Source organism: Streptomyces sp. NBC_00341 (assembly GCF_041435055.1).
Classification (GTDB): domain Bacteria; phylum Actinomycetota; class Actinomycetes; order Streptomycetales; family Streptomycetaceae; genus Streptomyces.
On the sequence record NZ_CP108002.1, the window covers coordinates 4,842,158 to 4,859,344 of the forward strand.

The window sequence follows — 17,187 nt, forward strand, 5'->3', positions numbered from 1 at the left end:
CCGGTGCGGTCTGTGCCTCGCACCGTGTACTGCCGAAATTAGGCAGAACAGGTGAAGCGGTCTGCGGGGGTGGGTGAACGGAAGGTGAACCGTGTCGGGCGGCCTGGTTCCGCCGCCGGGACGGGCCGGATCGGCCGGGTCACGTGCTCGGAGGGGTTACGCCTGCGGCAAGGTGCGCAGGGACTGGGCCGTGTCCAGCAGGGCGCGGTCGCGCGGGTGGGTCAGGCGGGCGCGGGCGGCCTCCGGCGGGAGCCACAGCACGGCGTCAACCTCACGGTTCGGCACGAAGGAGCCCGCGGTCGCCTCGGCGGACCAGTACGTGACCTCTTTCGGGCGCCCGTTCGCGACGTACCGGACCATGGGCAGCACGGCGCCCGGCACGCAGTGGTGGCCCGTCTCCTCCAGGACCTCGCGCAGCGCCGCGTCCCTCGGGGATTCGCCGCGCTTCAGCTTTCCTTTGGGGAAGGACCAGTCGTCGTATCGCGGCCTGTGTACGAGACAGAGCTCGACGCCGACGGCGGGCGCACCCGTATCGGGCACGGCGGGCGGGTGCGGGCGGCGCCAGAGCACACACCCCGCCGCCCGGACCGTGCCGTTCATCGTGCGGTCACGGCCGCCGCGTACGGCCACGTCTCCCGGAACACCGCGCGCGCCGCCTCCACCTCGTGGCGCTGGTCGGCGTGGAGCACGCCCAGGGCGTACGCGGTCGCCGGTGCGATCCGTGGCGTACGGGCGGCAGAGGCCGCCGCGGCGGCCGCCTCCGACGCGTCCCGGTGCAGGTCGAGGGCGTGCCCCGGGCCGGCCAGGACCGGGTCGGGGGCGCCGCGCACCACCTCGTGGGCGTACCGGTGCAGGCGCAGCAGCAGCCGGGTCCGGTGCCAGGACGCGTCCTGCGCCTCGTTGTACGGCTCGGCCGCGGTGCCGGACGCGAGGGCGGCCACCGCGCCGAGCAGCCGCTGTTCGGCCCGGTCCGCGGGCTCGGCCAGCAGTTCGGCGGCGGGCGCGGAGGCCGCGGGGGCGAGCGGGACCTCGGAGGCGAGCAGCGCGACCGCGTCGGCCACCGCGTGGAAGCGGGAGGAGCCGAGGGCCTGGAGCGCGGCGGAGTGCGCGCGGGTCCGGGCGAGGGTCAGCTGGCGTTCCAGCAGTGCGCCGGCGCGCGCCGCACCGACGCCGAGGCCGGCGCGCTCCTTCGTGGCGCCGTTGCCGGAGGAGGTGCGGGCCGCCGGCAGGGGTGTCCCGGACAGTCCGTGCAGCGCGTCGAGGAGCCGGTTCAGCCGGTCCGCGTAGGCGTGCTCGCGGGCCAGGGTGCCGGACAGCCAGGCCAGTTCGGTGCGCAGCTGCTCGGCCCAGAGCGGGTCGAGCGCGGCGCGGAAGGTGTGCAGGGTGCCGCCGATCCGGCGGGACGAGCGGCGCAGCGCGCAGGCGGCCTGCTCCGCGGCCTGCGGACCGGCGTCCGTGGGGGCACTGTTCTCGCGGTGCAGGCGCAGACTCCGCAGGAAGTCCGCTGCCTGCGCCCGGAGATACGGCGCGAGCACCGCCCCCGCGGTCAGGTCCGTCTGGGTCTGGTGGTCAGGGCGTCGCACGCCGGCGCCTCCGGGCGTCAATGAGCATTTCCTGTACGTGCCGCAGCGGCCGGCCCTCCGCGTCCGTGGCGTGCCGGGTCCAGTTCCCGTCGGGGCCCAGGTGCCAGGAGGAGGTGGTGTCGGCCATGCCCGTCTCCAGGAGGCGGCTGAGCGCGGCCCGGTGGGCGGGGTCGGTGACCCTGACGAGGGCCTCGATGCGGCGGTCGAGGTTGCGGTGCATCATGTCGGCGCTGCCGAACCAGACTTCGGGTTCGCCGCCGTTGCCGAAGGAGAACACCCGGGAGTGTTCGAGGAAGCGGCCCAGTATCGAGCGGACCCGGATGTTCTCGGAGAGGCCGGTGACGCCGGGGCGGATCGCGCAGATGCCGCGTACCCAGATGTCGACCGGGACGCCCGCCTGCGCGGCCCGGTAGCAGGCGTCGATGATCGCTTCGTCGACCATCGAGTTGACCTTGACGCGGACGTAGGCGGGGCGGCCGGCCCGCTGGTGCGCGATCTCCTTGTTGATCCGGGCGATCAGTCCGTCGCGCAGCGACTTCGGGGCGACCAGCAGCCGGCGGTAGGTCTCGCGGCGGGAGTAGCCGGAGAGCCGGTTGAAGAGGTCGGAGAGGTCCGCGCCGACCTGCGGGTCGGCGGTGAGCAGGCCGAGGTCCTCGTACAGCCGGGCCGTCTTGGGGTGGTAGTTGCCGGTGCCGACGTGCGAGTAGCGGCGCAGGGTGTCGCTCTCCTGGCGGACGACGAGCGAGAGCTTGCAGTGCGTCTTGAGGCCGACGAGCCCGTAGACGACGTGGCAGCCCGCCTCCTCCAGCTTGCGCGCCCACTTGATGTTGGCCTGCTCGTCGAAGCGGGCCTTGATCTCGACGAGGACGAGGACCTGCTTGCCGGACTCGGCGGCGTCGATGAGGGCGTCCACTATCGGGGAGTCGCCCGAGGTCCGGTACAGGGTCTGCTTGATCGCGAGGACGTCCGGGTCGCCCGCCGCCTGTTCCAGGAAGGCCTGGACGGAGGTGGAGAAGGAGTCGTACGGGTGGTGCAGCAGGACGTCGCGTTCGCGCAGGGCGGCGAAGATGTCGGGCGCGGAGGCGGACTCGACCTCGGCCAGATCGCGGTGGGTGCCGGCGATGAACTTGGGGAACTTCAGCTCCGGCCGGTCCAGCGACGCTATGCCGAAAAGACCGGTGAGGTCGAGCGGTCCGGGCAGCGGGTAGACCTCGGCGTCGGACACCTTCAGCTCGCGGACCAGCAGGTCCAGCACGTACGGGTCGATGGACTCCTCGACCTCAAGGCGGACCGGCGGGCCGAAGCGGCGGCGCATCAGCTCCTTCTCCAGGGCCTGGAGGAGGTTCTCCGCGTCGTCCTCCTCGACCTCCAGGTCCTCGTTCCTGGTGACCCGGAACATGTGGTGCGCGAGCACCTCCATGCCCGGGAAGAGCTCCTCCAGGTGGGCGGCGATGACGTCCTCGATGGGGACGTAGCGCTGCGGGGAGGCCTCCAGGAAGCGGGTCAGCAGCGGCGGGACCTTGACCCGGGCGAAGTGGCGGTGGCCGCTGACCGGGTTGCGTACGACGACGGCGAGGTTGAGCGAGAGGCCTGAGATGTACGGGAAGGGGTGCGCCGGGTCGACCGCGAGGGGGGTCAGTACGGGGAAGACGCGCTGCCGGAAGAACGTGAACAGGCGGGCCTGCTCCTTCTCGGTCAGCTCGGGCCAGCGGATCAGCTGGATGCCCTCGTCGGACAGGGCGGGCGCGACGTCCTGCTGGTAGCAGGCTGCGTGCCGGGCCATGAGTTCGCGCGAGCGGGTCCAGATCAGGTCGAGGACCTCGCGGGGCTGGAGCCCGGACGCGGAACGGGTGGCGACACCCGTCGCGATCCGGCGTTTCAGGCCCGCCACCCGGACCATGAAGAACTCGTCCAGGTTCGAGGCGAAGATGGCGAGGAAATTAGCCCGTTCGAGGAGGGGGGTCGAGGGGTCCTCGGCCAGTTCCAGAACGCGTTCGTTGAACGCGAGCCAGCTGCGTTCGCGGTCCAGGAACCGGCCCTGCGGCAGCTCGTCCCCGTCGACATCGGGCTCGTACGCGTCGGCGTCGGCGTCGATGTCGGGGTCCAGATCGGCCGCCGTGGACAGGGTGGAGCCGGTGCGGGCGGGGGTGGCGACGGCGTGCGGCCGGTGTGCGGCGAGGGAGCCGACGGACGGCTGAGCGGCGGGCTGGACCGGGACCTCGGAGCTGGGCTGCTGGCTCATGGGCCCATTCTTCCGCGCGGAGTGCTCCGGGGGCGCGTCGGAGGGGGGTGAGATCGCGGAGATCGCACGGTCGGCGCGTTCTCTGCCGGGAATTCTCCCGTTGCGGGGGGACGGCACAGCTGGCTGCATCCTGAGAGGGTCGCAAGGGCGTCTGAATGCCCGGTAACGGCGACATGACATGCAGGAAGCGGTGTGGCCGTGTCCGGGGGCGACTGCGGGCCCCCGGACACGGCTTCGGGCTCCTCAGCCGTGGCTGCGGCGCAGGACGCGGAAGGCGAGGGCGACGGCGACGGCGGTGAGGACCAGCAGGACGCCGGTCTCGATCAGCTGGAGCGGCCAGAAGTGCGAGGCCGGGTGGTAGTCCACGTACTGCGAGACGGCGCCGTGCCGGGCCATGCACGCGTCGACGTCAGCGGCGCCGGAGCAGGTGGTGTCGCCCAGCCGGGTGCCGCCGCCGGTCATCCAGCCGACGGAGACGTCGGACGCCGCCGACGGATACCGGATCTCCCGCCCGAGGGCCGTGGTGTCCGTCCGCATCGGCCACAGGCTGCCACGTACGGCGTTCATGACCACGACCACTGCGGCGTAGGCGGCCGCGGTGACGGCCATCGCGGGCAGCGTGCGCCGGACCAGTACCGCGGCGAGGGCGCCGAGGGCCAGGCAGAGCAGGGCGTAGCCCACCGGGGCGGGGCCCATCGCCCCGTACACCTGCGGCTCGAACCACTGGACCGGGTAGTTCGTGCCGCGCGCCCGGAACCAGGCCCAGCCGTACACGGCGGACAGGACGGAGACGCCGGACACGGTGAGGACGGCGGGTACGGCGAGCTTCGCGGTCAGCCAGCGGGCGGGGCTGACGGACTGGCTCCAGGAGAGCCGGTAGGTGCCGTCCTCCAGCTCCCGGCCGATCATCGGCCCGGCGACGAACACGCCGAACGCCGCGGGCAGCACCATCATCGCGGCGCCCGCGTACCCGAGCAGGTGGTTGAAGTACAGCTCGACGCTGAGGAAGTGGCGGACGGCGATGCCGCAGCCGTGGACCGTGTGCCGTACCGAGCAGCCGGTGTCGTCGAAGGTGGTGGCGGCGGCCGACGTCACCCACCAGGCCACGCCCATCAGCACGATCCCGACGAGCGCGAGCGCTCCGGTGATCCACAGGACGCGGCGGTGCTGGAGTACGACGACGCGGGCCGGGCCGCGCAGGGCGAGGGTGCTCATGCCGCGCTCACCGCCGCCCGGGTCGTGGCCGCCGCGCTCGGCGTGAGCAGCGGGGGCGCCTCGGGGGAGCGCAGGTGTGCCAGCAGCAGCTCCTCCAGTGACGGTTCCGCGGTCTCCCAGGTGTCGGTGTCCACCGGGCCCTCCTTCCGGACGAGTGCGGTCTGCCGCCGTCCCGTGGTGCGGGACTCGACGACGGTGTGCGGGGCGAGGTCCTGTACCGGACCGGTGAGCAGGGTGTGTGCGGTGAGCAGGTCGTCGGTCTCGCCGCCGAGGCGGACCCGGCCGCCGTCGACGAGCAGCAGGTAGTCGCAGGCGCCCTCCAGCTCGGCGAGGATGTGCGAGGACATCACGATGGTGATGGAGCGCTCGGCGGCCTCGGCCATCAGGGCGCCCATCAGCTGGTGCCGGCCGAGCGGGTCGAGGTCGGCCATCGGCTCGTCCAGCAGCAGTAGTTCGGGCCGCTTGCCGAGGGCGAGTGCCAGGGCGAGCCGGGTCTGCTGGCCGCCGGACAGGGTGCGGACCCTGGCGTCACCGGGCAGCGGCTCCGTGATGCGCTCCGCGACGTCCTGGTCCCAGGTGTCCGGGTTCAGCTCGGCGCCCGCCCAGAGCGTCTCGGTGACCGTCAACTGCGGGTACAGCGGCTTGTCCTGGGCCACGAAGGCCATGCGGCGGCGGGCGTCGCCGGGCGCCGAGCCCAGTACCCGTACCGTCCCCTCGGCCGGCCGCAGGAATCCCGCGGCCAGGCTCAACAGGGTCGACTTCCCGGCGCCGTTCGGGCCGACGAGCGCGCATACGCGTCCGGCGGGCAGCCGGAACGAGCAGTCGCGCAGCGCCCAGCCCCCGCCCCTGCCCCGGTACTTCATGCCGAGGCCCTCGGCCTCGATCGCAGCGCCTGTCATCCGGCCTGTTCTCCCTCGAAGGTCTTGTTCAGTACGGCGGTGAAGAGCGCGCTCACGTCGTCCTTGTCCAGCCCGGCGGCGCGGGCACGGCGGGCCCAGTCGGCGAGTTCGGCGCGCAGCGGGGCGTCGGCGGCCGCCGCCGCGCCGCCGAGGGTGCGGGTGACGAAGGTGCCGAGGCCGCGCCGGGCCTCGACGAGCCCTTCGCGCTCCAGCTCCCGGTAGGCCTTGAGCACGGTGTTCGGGTTGATGGCGGTGGCCTCCACGACCTCGCGTGCGGTGGGCAGCCGGTCGCCGGGCTTCAGCAGATTCAGGCGCAGGGCCTGTTTGGTCTGCTGGACGATCTGGAGGTACGTGGCGATGCCGCTGCGCCGGTCGATGCGGTACTCGACTGCTGCGGGCTGTGCCATGTTCACCCCTTTCACTAATTGAGTAGTGAAAGGGTGGCGTAAAACTGGGGCGGCGTCAAACGACGCCGCCCCAGCAGTGGTTGTGACTGCTCAGGACTCCGTGCGGTACATCAGGTCCACCTCGTGGGTGGTGAAGCCCATCCGCTCGTAGACCGCCACGGCCGCGGTGTTGTCCGCGTCGACGTAGAGCATCGCGGTCGGCAGCCCCTCGGCGGCGAGGTGGCGCAGCCCGATCGCGGTGAGCGCCTTGCCCAGGCCGCCGCCCTGCGCGTCGGGCCGGATGCCGACGACGTACACCTCACCGAGCTGGTCCTCGGCGTGCACCTTCGTCCAGTGGAAGCCGATCAGCTCGGTGCCGCCGTCATCGGTGGCGCCGTCATCGGTGGCGCGCTCCGCGAGGAAGAAGCCCTTCGGGTCGAACCAGGGCTCGGCCTTGCGGTCGTCGAGGTCGCGCTGGGTCAGCGAGCCCTGCTCGGGGTGGTGGGCGAAGGCGGCGCGGTTCACGGCCAGCCAGGCGGCGTCGTCCTGGCCGGGGACGAACGCGCGGACGGTGACGCCCGGCGGCAGCACCGGCTCCGCGATGTTCAGCGGGCTCAACGGGCGCCGCAGTTGCCGCAGTTCGCGGAAGAGCGAGAGGCCGAGGACCTGGGCGAGGTGGCGCGCGGCTGACCTGCCGCCGTGCGCCCACACCCGCAGCCGCTTCCCCGTGGCGGCCAGCAGCGCCGCCCCGAGCGCCCGCCCGTGCCCGTGCCCCCGGTGCGAGGGGTGCACGACCAGCTCGGCGGCCGGCGCCTCCACGGGGTCGGTGTCCTCCAGCTGCGCGTACCCGACGAGCACGCCCCCGGCGGTCAGCAGGAAGTGCCGCACGCCCTCCCGGTGACCGCCGCGCAGCTGCAGCCGCCCCTGCTCGGACACGGCCTGCCTGCCGTCGGACCTGGCCGCCTCCGCGAGCAGCCCGGACACGGCCTCCGCCTGCTCGGGGTCGAGGGCGTCGAGCGTCCGGATCTCGCGGCCGGGGGCGGGGAGGGGTACGTCAGTCGTCATGTGTACGAGCGTACGTGGCCCTTGGGCGGGCGGCGGCGGGGTTCCTTGACGTTGCCCTGGTCCTTGGTGCGGGGTTCCGTCCTCAATCGCCGGACGGGCTTGGGTGCGGGTGCTCCGCCGGGTGCGGGGCCGCCTGCCCCGGTGGGTGGGGGTTCGGGGTCCCTCCGGGGCGTCTCCTCAAACGACGAACGTGCGGGGGGTCCGCATTGCGTACCCGGGTCTGTGTTCGTCGTTCTGCGGGGACTCCCCTGCACGCCCCCGAACCCGCCCGTCGCGCGTCTGCGACAGCAGCTCCGCCGGTGTGCAGACGCGAGTGGCGCTGGGGTGGGGACGTGCAGGGGAGTCCCCGCAGGAAATGGCGTACGACCCGGGTCCCTCACGTACCCGGGTGAACACGCCATTTTCGAGGAGACGCCCCGGAGGGGCACCGCCCCCCACCCACCGGGGCAGGCGCACCCCGCACAGGCGGAGCACCCGCACCCGCACACCAAGCCCGTCCGGCGATTGAGGACGGAACCCCGCGCTCCGGGAAGGCGGCGCCATATGGGCGAATGGCCCCGTTCCGATCGGGCGGCAACCAGTTCGTAACCACGAACACCTGTCGCGCTACGCGCGTTGACTCTAGGCTGCGGCACGCAGTCTCCAGACTCGTCACCACTCTCAGACCTCCGCTGAACTCACAAGGGGACCGATGTCAGCGACACCGCAGAAGAACCGCGCGTCCCGGCGGGTGCTCGCCGCCGCTGCCGGCCTTGCCACCGTCGGAGCGCTCGTCGCGGCCATGCCGGCCGGCGCGCAGGAGCGCGGACACGGGCACGGCAAGGGTCACGGCCATCACGCGCCGGACCGGACCGTCGACGTACAACTGCTGTCCTTCAACGACCTGCACGGCAACCTGGAGCCGCCGGCCGGCTCGGCCGGTACGGTCAACGAGACGCAGGCCGACGGCACGGTGAAGGCCGTTCCGGCAGGCGGCGTGGAGTACCTCGCCTCCTCCCTGCGCACCGCGCGCAAGGGCCACCCGTACTCGATCACCGCGGCCGGCGGCGACATGGTGGGCGCGAGCCCGCTGCTGTCGGGGCTCTTCCACGACGAGCCGACCATCGAGGCGCTCAACAAGATCGACCTCGACGTGACGAGCGTCGGCAACCACGAGTTCGACGAGGGCGCCACGGAGCTGGCCCGCCTCCAGAACGGCGGCTGCCACCCGGTCGAGGGGTGCTACGAGAAGGGCAAGAAGTTCAAGGGTGCCGACTTCCCCTACCTCGCAGCCAACGTGACGAGCGAGAAGACCGGCAAGCCGATCCTCAAGCCGTACACGGTGTGGAAGAAGAACGGCGTGAAGGTCGGCTTCATCGGGGTGACCCTGGAGGGCACGCCGAACATCGTGACGGCCAACGGCGTCAAGGGCCTGAAGTTCCACGACGAGATCGAGACGGTCAACAAGTACGCCAAGGAGCTGGACCGGCAGGGCGTCAAGTCCATCGTCGCGCTGATCCACGAGGGCGGCGCCCCCGCCTCGTCGTCGTACAACTACGACTGCGACAGCCCGGGTGCCGGTGACGGCATCTCCGGGCCGATCACCGACATCGCCAAGGGCATCTCGCCGAAGGTCGACGCGCTGGTGACGGGCCACACCCACCAGGCGTACGTGTGCACCATCCCGGACCCGGCGGGCAACCCGCGCCTGGTCACCTCGGCCTCGTCGTTCGGCAAGCTGTACACGGACACGACGCTCACCTACGACCGCCGCACCAACGACATCGTGCGCACGGCGGTGAAGACGTCGAAGGCGCAGAAGGGGTCGAAGCACCACCCGCACCCCAAGCCCGCGAACCCGGTCTCCGCGAACCACATCGTGAACAGGGACCAGGCCCCGGCGAACGACATGACGGCCCTCATCGCGCGCTGGAACACCCTCGCGGCGCCGATCGCGAACCGGCCGCAGGGCTACATCTCGGCCGACATCAACGGCCGGGGCTCCACGGCCCCGGAGAAGCCGCTCGGCAACCTGATCGCGGACGCGCAGCTGGAGGGCCTTGCCCCGGCGGACAAGGGCGGGGCGGTCGTCGCCTTCATGAACCCGGGCGGCATCCGCGCGGACCTGGTGTACAAGGCGTCGGGCAGTGAGGGCGACGGCGTGGTGACGTACGGCGAGTCGTTCACCGTGCAGCCGTTCACCAACATGATGAACGTCCTCGACCTGACCGGTGCGCAGCTCGTCAGCGCGCTCCAGCAGCAGGTCAGCGGCGCGAACGAGGCCAGCCCGAAGATCCTTCAGGTGTCGAAGGGCCTCACGTACACGCTGGACATGACGAAGTCGGGTGCGGACCGGGTGGTCGCCGACACGATTCTGCTGAATGGTGAGGCGATCGACCCGGCCAAGACGTACCGGGTCGCGATGAACGAGTTCCTGGCGGGTGGCGGCGACGGCTTCGCGGCGCTCGGTGAGGGCACCAACAAGCTGGTCGGTGCCTCCGACCTGGACCTGTTCAACGAGTACCTGGCCGCGCACTCCACGGCCGCCGCGCCGCTGGCCCCGCCGGCGACGGACCGGATCACGGTCGTTCAGTAGCTCCGGCTACGAGGCATCGCCCCTGTGCCCGAGCGCTCGGGCGCGCGGACCGAGTTCGAACACCGACGGCCCGCCACGAAAGTGGCGGGCCGTCGGCTTATCAGGCCGGTCCGGGGACGAAGATCTCGTGTCCCCCGACTCGGCGCCACAGGACATGCGTCTCACCTGGACGGAGCTCGTCTCCGTACTGCCAGGTGGCACGGCCGTCGGGCGCCCATGTCATCTCCATGACGGGGCGTGCGCCCTGTGGTACGGAGATGCCCTGAACCGGCTTGACCCGGAGCCCGGGTCGGAACTGCCCACGCTCCACATCCGGGACGAACTTCTTCCGGATGACCTCTTCGAAGCGCCTTCGCTCTTCAGGTTTCAGAGACTTGAAATCGCGCTTGAAGTGGGCAGTCGTCTCAAAAGTCGGCAATCGGGCCTCCCGGTGTCAGACGTCATTCCTCGTCGAGGTGCGCGAACATGCTGTCCGCGTCCTCATGGACGGCGGTGCGCCCGGCCGCGATGTCCTCGCTGGCCCCACGCTCGCCGTCCTGCCACTCCGGAGTCCAGAACCAGGCCTGGTCGGAGCGGATCTTGGTCAGCCCGTGCACCGTCACTTCACCGGCGCTGGTGATCTCGAACTCAAGCTCGTCGCCCTGATCGACTCCGAGGGCGGTGCGAATCGCTTTGGGCAGGGTGACCTGCCCGTTCGTACGCAGTGTGGCTGTGGCCGTAGTCAAAGTGATGACCTCCTACCTCTGTCGCCATCCCCGCCAATCTACCACGCAGAATCAAAAATTCGAACTCTGCGAAATTAGCAATATTAGAAATTTCTGAGGTGGTCCAATGGGTCGGATCACGGACGTTCAACAGGACGCACGTTTCAGCACAGCGCCGCGGCGAGTTCGCGCCAGGCGGTGCGGGCGAAGAGGCTCCGGTGGGCGGTGACGACCTGGAGGGCGATGTGGTCGGCCCCGGACGTTGTGTGTTTGGTGACCTGAGCGGCGATCTCGTCGGGCGTCCCGTAGGCGAACAGTGCGTCGATCAGCCGGTCGCTGCCGCCGTGGGCCAGATCGTGGGGGTCGAAGCCGATGCGCAGCCAGGCCTCGCGGTAGTTGGCGAGTCCCAGGTACGGGGCGAGCATCGTCCGGGCCTGGTTCCGGGCGGCCTCGGGGTCGGTGCTCAGGATGACCGTCTGTTCCGTGGCCAGCAGGGATGTGGGGTCGAGGTCGGAGCGGGCCCGGACGGTGTGGCCCACATCGACGAGATACGGGTGCACTCCGAGGGTCCTGGCCGCGCCGAGGCGGGTCATCCGGGGCCCGTGGGCGCCTACGATCCTGGCGGAGGCGGGCAGGGGAGGCGAGGCCGCGTCCAGCTCGTCCAGGTAGCCGACGAGCGCTGCGTAGGGGCGCCGGTAGCGGTCGATGCACTCGGCGTGGCTGACGCCGAGTCCGACCAGCAGCCGGGCCCGCTGGTGTGCGGGCAGTGCGTGGTAGGCGGCGGCGAGGTGCGCGGCGGGCTGTTCCCAGATGGACACGCATCCGGTCGCGACGGTGACCCGGTCGGTCGCGTCCAGCACGTCGGCGGCGGTGGCCAGGTCCCCGCTGGGGTTGCCGCCGGGACTGCCGCCAAGCCAGAGCGTGCCGTACCCCAGGTCCTCCAGTTCGGCTGCGGCCTCCCTGGCCTCCCCGCGGTCCCCGTGTGTGAACGCCAGGCTCCATATACCGATCGTTCCGAGGTTCATCAGCGGCTCCTCCTGTGTGGGAGCTCTTTTCTAACTCTGCGTCGGCGGCCCGCTCGCGGGGCTTGCGTGACTCTGTCCGGAACCGGTCCACCGGTGTCCGGATGCTCTGGGACGGCCTCTTCCTGCCATGACGTGCACCCGCCATAATCCAGGGGCCCGACCCGCACACTCGTCCCACGCTGACCCCACACGGCACCCGGAGGCGTCCCCGCATGAGCCCGTACACAGCCAACCGCCGGAACTTCCTGGCCGGCGCGCTGGCCGTTTCCGCCACCGCCGTCCTGGGCACGGCCCCCGCCCGCGCCACGGCCCGCAGAGCCCTCACCAACCAGGACTGGATGAGCGGCATCGCGGACGGAACGGACCTGCGACGGCTCACCATCCCCGGCTCGCACGACTCGGGAGCCCGCTACGGCGGGCCCTGGACCGAGTGCCAGAACACGACGATCGCGGAACAGCTGAACAGCGGGCTGCGCTTCCTCGACGTACGGTGCCGGATCACGGACGGGTCCTTCGCGATCCACCACGGAGCGTCGTACCAGAACCTGATGTTCGGTGATGTCCTCGGCGCTTGCTGGGACTTCCTGGCCGAGCGGCCCACCGAGACGGTACTGATGCGGGTGAAGCAGGAGTACTCGGAGGAGAGCGACGCGGCGTTCCGGGCGGTCTTCGACGACTACCTGGACGTGCGGGGCTGGCGGCCGCTGTTCCGCATCGATTCCGCGCTGCCCGCGCTGGGGGAGGCGCGCGGCAAGGTGGTGCTGCTGGCCGACAACGGGGGTCTGCCGGGCGTGCGTTACGCCGATCCGGGCCTTTTCGACATCCAGGACGACTACATGGCCGAGCCGTTCGCCAAGTACCCCAAGATCGAGGCCCAGTTCCGCAAGGCGGCGGAGCAGCCGGGCAAGCTCTTCATGAACTACGTCTCGACCGCCGCCCTCCTGCCGCCCCGAGGGAACGCGGACCGGCTCAACCCGCAGGTCCAGTCGTTCCTGGACGGCGCGGAGGCGTCCGGCTGGACCGGCCTCGGCATCGTCCCGCTGGACTTCCCGGCGACCCGGTCCGGACTGGTGGAGTCCCTGATCCGGCACAACCCGGCGGCCTGAGCCGCCGTTCCGGGTCACGGCGGGGAGCCGGTGGTGCGCGTGGCCCGTCCGACGGCGTAGGCGCACAGCCGGGCCCCGTAGAGGTCCAGGGCGTCGTCGGGATCGTCGTCGTAGTGGGCGGCCACCTCGTACCACCGGTCCCAGGCGTAGAGCCGGGCGTGGCGGCGGTCGTCGTCCGTACGCGAAGGGGTGTCCTGCTGCCTGCTGTTCAGCCACTGCTGCCACTCCTGGTGCGTTGCGGGGTCGGTCCCCGGTTCGCCTTCCGGTGCGGCGGGCCGGTCCCTGGCGAGAGCGGCGGTGATGTACGCGGCCGGGCGTGCGGGGTGCCATCCGGCGGCCATCCCGATGAGTTCGGCGGCGATGTCGTGGGCCTCCAGCCCCCGGTCGATCAGCGGGCGCAGCGCGAAGGCCAGCCGGCGCAGCCCTTCCGGCTGGGTCCAGCCGACGAGCGGCCGGACCTGCCGGGCGATGCGGATGTCCCGGGCCACCTGCCATGGGCTCCGGCCACTGCTCCCCGCCCTCCTGCGCGCCGTGGCCTTCGCGCGAGGCGCGCACGTGCGCGAGGTGTAGTTCAAGCACCCGTCCGGATCTGCCGTAGGTACGTGGTGGTGCCGCCCAGAAGAATGGGGTGCACGGTGCGCCCGGTCACGCTTGCGCGCTGCCTCGTTGTCCACAGGGTGTGGATGCGGGCGGGTGGCGGTCTTCGCGGCGAGCGCCCGCCCCTCGTCCGTCACTCCGGCCACCCGCGCCCGGTACCCGGTGCCGGCGAGCCGGTGCCCCATCGCCTCGTCGTACGCGGCCGGGACCGTCGCCGCGTAGATCGTGGCCGTGGCGGTGTACGGGCGGCCCGGAAGCCGGAGGTTCCTCTTCGTGCCGTGTCGGTGCCATGCCAGCGCGCCGAGCTCCCGTAACACCCGGACGTGACGTTTTACGGTGGCCGTCGACACCCCGCATCGCGCGGCGGTGCCTTCGAGGTCGTAGAGGACGAGCCCCAGCCGGTAGTCCATCCGCGTTGCGAGATCCCGGGCCACGGTCAGCGTCGTTTGCGTCGCGCGCGGGTGCAGACCGGCGCCGACCAGCCACGTCACGGCAGGCAGCCATGCGGACGGCCTGGTGTGCCGGGCAGCGGTCGAGCCGACTTCCTGAAGCGCACGGGGTACGGGGGGCCGTCCCGGAGCCGCCGGGCATGGCGAAGGAGCGCGGCGCGAGGCCGCGCCGGTGGTGCGGCGCATTACGGTCCGTCGGGGTAGGCGCAGGCCGGGGGCGGCGGTCCGGATGGCCTGCCGCCCCCGCTTGTGGTGGGTGCCGGGGCGCTTACGCCCGGCCGTCGTCCGGGACGGGCCGTCCGAGCGTGAACCAGACGACCTTGCGGCCGGGGTGCTGCTCGCCTGCGGTGTTCGCTCCCCAGGCCAGGGCGAGGCTCTCCACGAGCATGAGCCCGCGCCCGCCTTCCCCTTCGGGCCCCGCGCGTAGTGCGCGCAGGAGTTGCGGAGCGACGGGCCCGTCGTCCGATACGGCGACGGTGACCCGCTGGTGGTTGACCGCGACGTGGACGCGGATCAGGGGCGTGGGGGTGTGGCGGTGGGCGTTGGTGACCACTTCGGTGACGCAGACCCGCGCGTCGTCGACCAGGTCGTGGTGTCTGCTGACGCCCAGCAGCGAGGTGACGAAGTCCCGCGCGAGTTTGGCCGCGCTGGCGGTGTTCGGCAGGGTGAGGCGGTAGCTCTCGCCGCCAAATGGGTTGATCGGTAAGGGCTTTGGGGTGGCCTCGGGCATGTCGTTCTCCCCACACGGTCTGGTTCTCCGGGCGTCCGCACCGCTCGTCGCCGCCGACGCACGCCTCAACGCACGCTTGTGCGGCTGCACATCAGCCCTGCCGACGTGTAGCGCGGTACGGAACGACGATAGCGCGAGGTAGCACATGTCGTACCGTCGAGGACTACTTAGTAAACGAATGGATTACCGTGAGGACGCCAGTCACACTGTGATCCGATACGAGGAGGGGCCGATGCCACCGAGGAAGACGCCCACGGCACGGCAGTGCCGGGTGGGGATTGAACTGCGCAAGATGCGGCAGCACGCGGGCCTTGCTCTTGCCGAGGCTGCGGCGTTGCTCGGCACGGATCGCACCACGATCAGCAATACGGAGTCCGGACGCTTCGGTGTGAGTGGCGAGCGGGTGCGTGCGTGGGCCGATGGCTACGGGTGTCCCGACGCGCTCTACGTTGCGGCGCTTCGCGCCATGGCCGAGGAGCGAGTGAAGGGCTGGTGGGAGGACTACCGCGGCGAGCTGGCCAGTGGCGCTCTGGACCTGGCCGAGTTGGAGCACCACGCTGTCGGGATCAGATCCGTACAGATCGTCAATCTGCCCGGTCTGCTTCAGGGGGAGGACTATGCGCGCGCCGTGTTCGCTCAAGCTGTGCCGCAACCGAGCCCGGCCCGCAGGCGACGCTGGCTTTCACACCGCCTGAAGCGCCGCGACGTGCTCGACCGGGATAATCCGCCCGCATGCACGTTTCTGATTCATGAGGCGGCCTTGCGCATGGTGTACGGAAGTCCGGAGATCGCGCGGGCGCAGCTGAACTATCTGCTGAGTGAGTCGGAGCGTGACAACGTCACGATCAGGGCGATCCCCTTCGCGGCGGGTGGCCTCCCGGAAACGGGCGGCTCGACGCAGTACGTCCAGGGTCCAGTCCCGCAGCTCGACACCGTACAGATGGACACGGCTACCGGACCGGTGTACTTGGACGCGGAGACACGTCTCGTGAACTACCGGGCTGTGTTGGATCGGGTCGAGGACATGTCGCTCGACCCCCAGGAGTCGCGAGACTTCATTCGGAGAATCGCACAACAAGCGTGAAGGCGTGAGAAGCATGGAAATTCAGTGGCGAAAGTCGTCCAAGTCGTCAAGTGCTGAGGGCAACAACTGCCTGGAACTCGCCGAGAGCGGAGGGGAGATCCTCATGCGGGAGAGTGACAACCCGGACGTGATCGTCCGTACGACTCGCGCGAAGCTGCGGGCGTTCCTGGGTGGAGCCAAGGCCGGCGAGTTCGATGATCTGGTGTGACTGACCGCGTCTCGTCTCTTTCGGGCGGCCCCGCCGCGCAGGGTCGGGGCTGTCCGTCTCGCTCGGAGAATCCCACAACAAGCGTGAAGGCGTGAGAAGCATGGAAATCCAGTGGCGCAAGTCATCCAAGTCCTCAAACGCGGACGGGTCCGACTGCCTGGAACTCGCCGAGAGCGGAGGGGAGATCCTCATGCGGGAGAGTGACAACCCGGACGTGATCGTCCGTACGACTCGCGCGAAGCTGCGGGCGTTCCTGGGCGGCGCGAAGGCCGGCGAGTTCGATGATCTGGCCTAGCTGACCGCGTCTCGTCAGTCTCGGGCGGCCCTCACCGGCGCAGGGTGGGGGTCGCCCGTTCTGCTGGCTGCTGCATGTGGCGGCTTTTTTGTCTCACTCGTTAGACGTCAAATACTTGATACGGATCCGCATCACGCGCTAGCTTCGGGATACGGCGCCACGGAGTGACTCCGCTGCTGCCAACTCCCTCTGCCTCTGCGTGGGTTGAGGGTTCTGTGGGCCCTCCCTGCTCGTCGCTCGTCACGCCGGTTGCGAGCAGGGAGGTCTCCTGGGTGAGTGTCAGGAGGCGACGTGTTGAGCGATTCCGAACCCGCGGCCCCCGCCGCACACGCGTTCTGGTGCGAGCGGGTCACGTTTCGGACGATAGAGGCGGACGAGATCGCGGAGGTCCGTCGCACGTCCACCCTGAGGCCGTCGGACGCGATCCGGCAGATCCGGGTGGACGTTCGCTCGCTGGCGCCGGAGCTGCCGCCCCTGGAGCGGCACCGGGCTCTGAGCTGGGTCGACGGCGGGGGCTGTATCGGCGCCCTCGGGGCCCTGCACCGGGGTGAGCCCTGCGGATTCTCGCTCAGCCATCGCGGCACGTGGATCGAGTGGACCGTGCGTCCCCAGGCGGCTCTCCATACCGACGACAGGACTCGGCGCCCCGGGTGATCAGGGCTGCGCGACCCAGGGCCCTGCGGCGCTTACGACGCGGACGTGCGCGACCCGAAAGCGGGGCCGAACACCACGAGCAGCGCCAGGTCTTCGGTCACGTCGATGAACCGGTGCTCCTCACCGGCCGGTACGAAGACCACCGCCCCGGGGCCGACGTCGGCCGTCCGGTCAGGCGTCCTGATCTTGGCGCGGCCGGACGTGACGACGTAGATCTCGTCCTCCGTGTGAGGGCTCTGGGTGTCGAGCCCTCCGGCCGGGATGCAGTACGTGCCCACGGACAGGTCCGACGTCCGCAGCTGCTCGGCCCAGTCGTTGCCCGCCTCGCCGGGATGCTTCCACGTCCCGGCGCCCTCGATGATCTCCACGG

General features: G+C 70.9%; 18 protein-coding genes. 6 read left to right on the forward strand and 12 right to left on the reverse strand.

Features of this window, described 5'->3' with window-relative positions; all coding sequences use genetic code 11:
* Nucleotides 1-156: 156 nt before the first annotated feature.
* The 7 genes from OG892_RS21675 to mshD all read right to left on the reverse strand — a co-directional run bounded on the left by OG892_RS21675 (nt 157) and on the right by mshD (nt 7,390).
* Entirely contained in the window at nt 157-600 is a 444-nt protein-coding gene (locus OG892_RS21675; protein WP_073733200.1) for an NUDIX hydrolase, read from the reverse strand.
* Nucleotides 597-1,583, reverse strand: coding sequence for a CHAD domain-containing protein (locus OG892_RS21680; RefSeq protein ID WP_327338170.1), 987 nt, complete (start codon nt 1,581-1,583; stop codon nt 597-599). Before OG892_RS21680 ends, OG892_RS21675 begins: the two co-directional genes overlap by 4 nt.
* Nucleotides 1,570-3,825: an RNA degradosome polyphosphate kinase gene (locus OG892_RS21685; protein WP_073733097.1), complete on the reverse strand. Its 2,256-nt coding sequence runs from the start codon at nt 3,823-3,825 to the stop codon at nt 1,570-1,572. The genes OG892_RS21680 and OG892_RS21685 overlap by 14 nt, the downstream gene beginning before the upstream one ends.
* A gap of 243 nt (nt 3,826-4,068) precedes the next feature.
* On the reverse strand, nt 4,069-5,040 hold the full coding sequence (locus OG892_RS21690) for a hypothetical protein (protein ID WP_328866105.1): 972 nt from the start codon (nt 5,038-5,040) through the stop codon (nt 4,069-4,071).
* A complete protein-coding gene (locus OG892_RS21695; protein WP_371630016.1) occupies nt 5,037-5,939 on the reverse strand; it encodes an ABC transporter ATP-binding protein in 903 nt (300 codons plus the stop codon). Before OG892_RS21695 ends, OG892_RS21690 begins: the two co-directional genes overlap by 4 nt.
* Nucleotides 5,936-6,346, reverse strand: coding sequence for a GntR family transcriptional regulator (locus tag OG892_RS21700; RefSeq protein WP_371630017.1), 411 nt, complete (start codon nt 6,344-6,346; stop codon nt 5,936-5,938). Before OG892_RS21700 ends, OG892_RS21695 begins: the two co-directional genes overlap by 4 nt.
* Nucleotides 6,347-6,436: 90 nt before the next feature.
* On the reverse strand, nt 6,437-7,390 hold the full coding sequence (gene mshD / locus OG892_RS21705) for a mycothiol synthase (RefSeq protein WP_371630018.1): 954 nt from the start codon (nt 7,388-7,390) through the stop codon (nt 6,437-6,439).
* Between the two features lie 691 nt (nt 7,391-8,081).
* Here mshD and OG892_RS21710 point away from each other — a divergent pair.
* On the forward strand, nt 8,082-9,965 hold the full coding sequence (locus OG892_RS21710; protein WP_371630019.1) for a bifunctional UDP-sugar hydrolase/5'-nucleotidase: 1,884 nt from the start codon (nt 8,082-8,084) through the stop codon (nt 9,963-9,965).
* A 440-nt stretch (nt 9,966-10,405) separates the two neighbouring features.
* Here OG892_RS21710 and OG892_RS21715 read toward each other — a convergent pair whose 3' ends face one another.
* The gene (locus tag OG892_RS21715; RefSeq protein ID WP_328866101.1) at nt 10,406-10,690 is read right to left on the reverse strand and encodes an AbrB/MazE/SpoVT family DNA-binding domain-containing protein; all 285 of its coding nucleotides are present in this window, start codon (nt 10,688-10,690) and stop codon (nt 10,406-10,408) included.
* 143 nt (nt 10,691-10,833) lie between these two features.
* Nucleotides 10,834-11,694 (reverse strand): TIGR03620 family F420-dependent LLM class oxidoreductase, encoded by an 861-nt coding sequence (locus OG892_RS21720; RefSeq protein WP_371630020.1) that lies wholly within the window; start codon nt 11,692-11,694, stop codon nt 10,834-10,836.
* 212 nt (nt 11,695-11,906) lie between these two features.
* Between OG892_RS21720 and OG892_RS21725 the strand changes: the two genes are divergently transcribed.
* Nucleotides 11,907-12,800 carry a phosphatidylinositol-specific phospholipase C gene (locus tag OG892_RS21725; RefSeq protein ID WP_371630021.1) on the forward strand — a complete coding sequence of 298 codons (894 nt, stop codon included), beginning with the start codon at nt 11,907-11,909 and terminating at the stop codon, nt 12,798-12,800.
* A gap of 14 nt (nt 12,801-12,814) precedes the next feature.
* Here the strand turns inward: OG892_RS21725 and OG892_RS21730 are convergent, their stop codons facing one another.
* Complete coding sequence (locus tag OG892_RS21730) at nt 12,815-13,888, reverse strand: cell wall protein (RefSeq protein ID WP_371630022.1); 1,074 nt, start codon at nt 13,886-13,888, stop codon at nt 12,815-12,817.
* 226 nt (nt 13,889-14,114) lie between these two features.
* A complete protein-coding gene (locus OG892_RS21735) occupies nt 14,115-14,576 on the reverse strand; it encodes an ATP-binding protein (protein WP_371630023.1) in 462 nt (153 codons plus the stop codon).
* A 232-nt stretch (nt 14,577-14,808) separates the two neighbouring features.
* On the opposite strand from OG892_RS21735, the gene OG892_RS21740 reads away from it, so the two are divergent.
* The 4 genes from OG892_RS21740 (at nt 14,809) to OG892_RS21755 (ending at nt 16,817) form a co-directional block, all read left to right on the forward strand.
* Complete coding sequence (locus tag OG892_RS21740) at nt 14,809-15,660, forward strand: DUF5753 domain-containing protein (protein WP_328866096.1); 852 nt, start codon at nt 14,809-14,811, stop codon at nt 15,658-15,660.
* A 13-nt stretch (nt 15,661-15,673) separates the two neighbouring features.
* The gene (locus OG892_RS21745) at nt 15,674-15,868 is read left to right on the forward strand and encodes a DUF397 domain-containing protein (protein ID WP_073733087.1); all 195 of its coding nucleotides are present in this window, start codon (nt 15,674-15,676) and stop codon (nt 15,866-15,868) included.
* A 100-nt stretch (nt 15,869-15,968) separates the two neighbouring features.
* Nucleotides 15,969-16,163: a DUF397 domain-containing protein gene (locus OG892_RS21750; RefSeq protein ID WP_328868408.1), complete on the forward strand. Its 195-nt coding sequence runs from the start codon at nt 15,969-15,971 to the stop codon at nt 16,161-16,163.
* A 294-nt stretch (nt 16,164-16,457) separates the two neighbouring features.
* Nucleotides 16,458-16,817, forward strand: a complete 360-nt coding sequence (locus tag OG892_RS21755) for a hypothetical protein (RefSeq protein WP_371630024.1) — start codon at nt 16,458-16,460, stop codon at nt 16,815-16,817.
* Nucleotides 16,818-16,849: 32 nt separating this feature from the next.
* Here the strand turns inward: OG892_RS21755 and OG892_RS21760 are convergent, their stop codons facing one another.
* Nucleotides 16,850-17,185, reverse strand: coding sequence for a cupin domain-containing protein (locus tag OG892_RS21760; RefSeq protein WP_073733084.1), 336 nt, complete (start codon nt 17,183-17,185; stop codon nt 16,850-16,852).
* Nucleotides 17,186-17,187 lie beyond the last annotated feature (2 nt).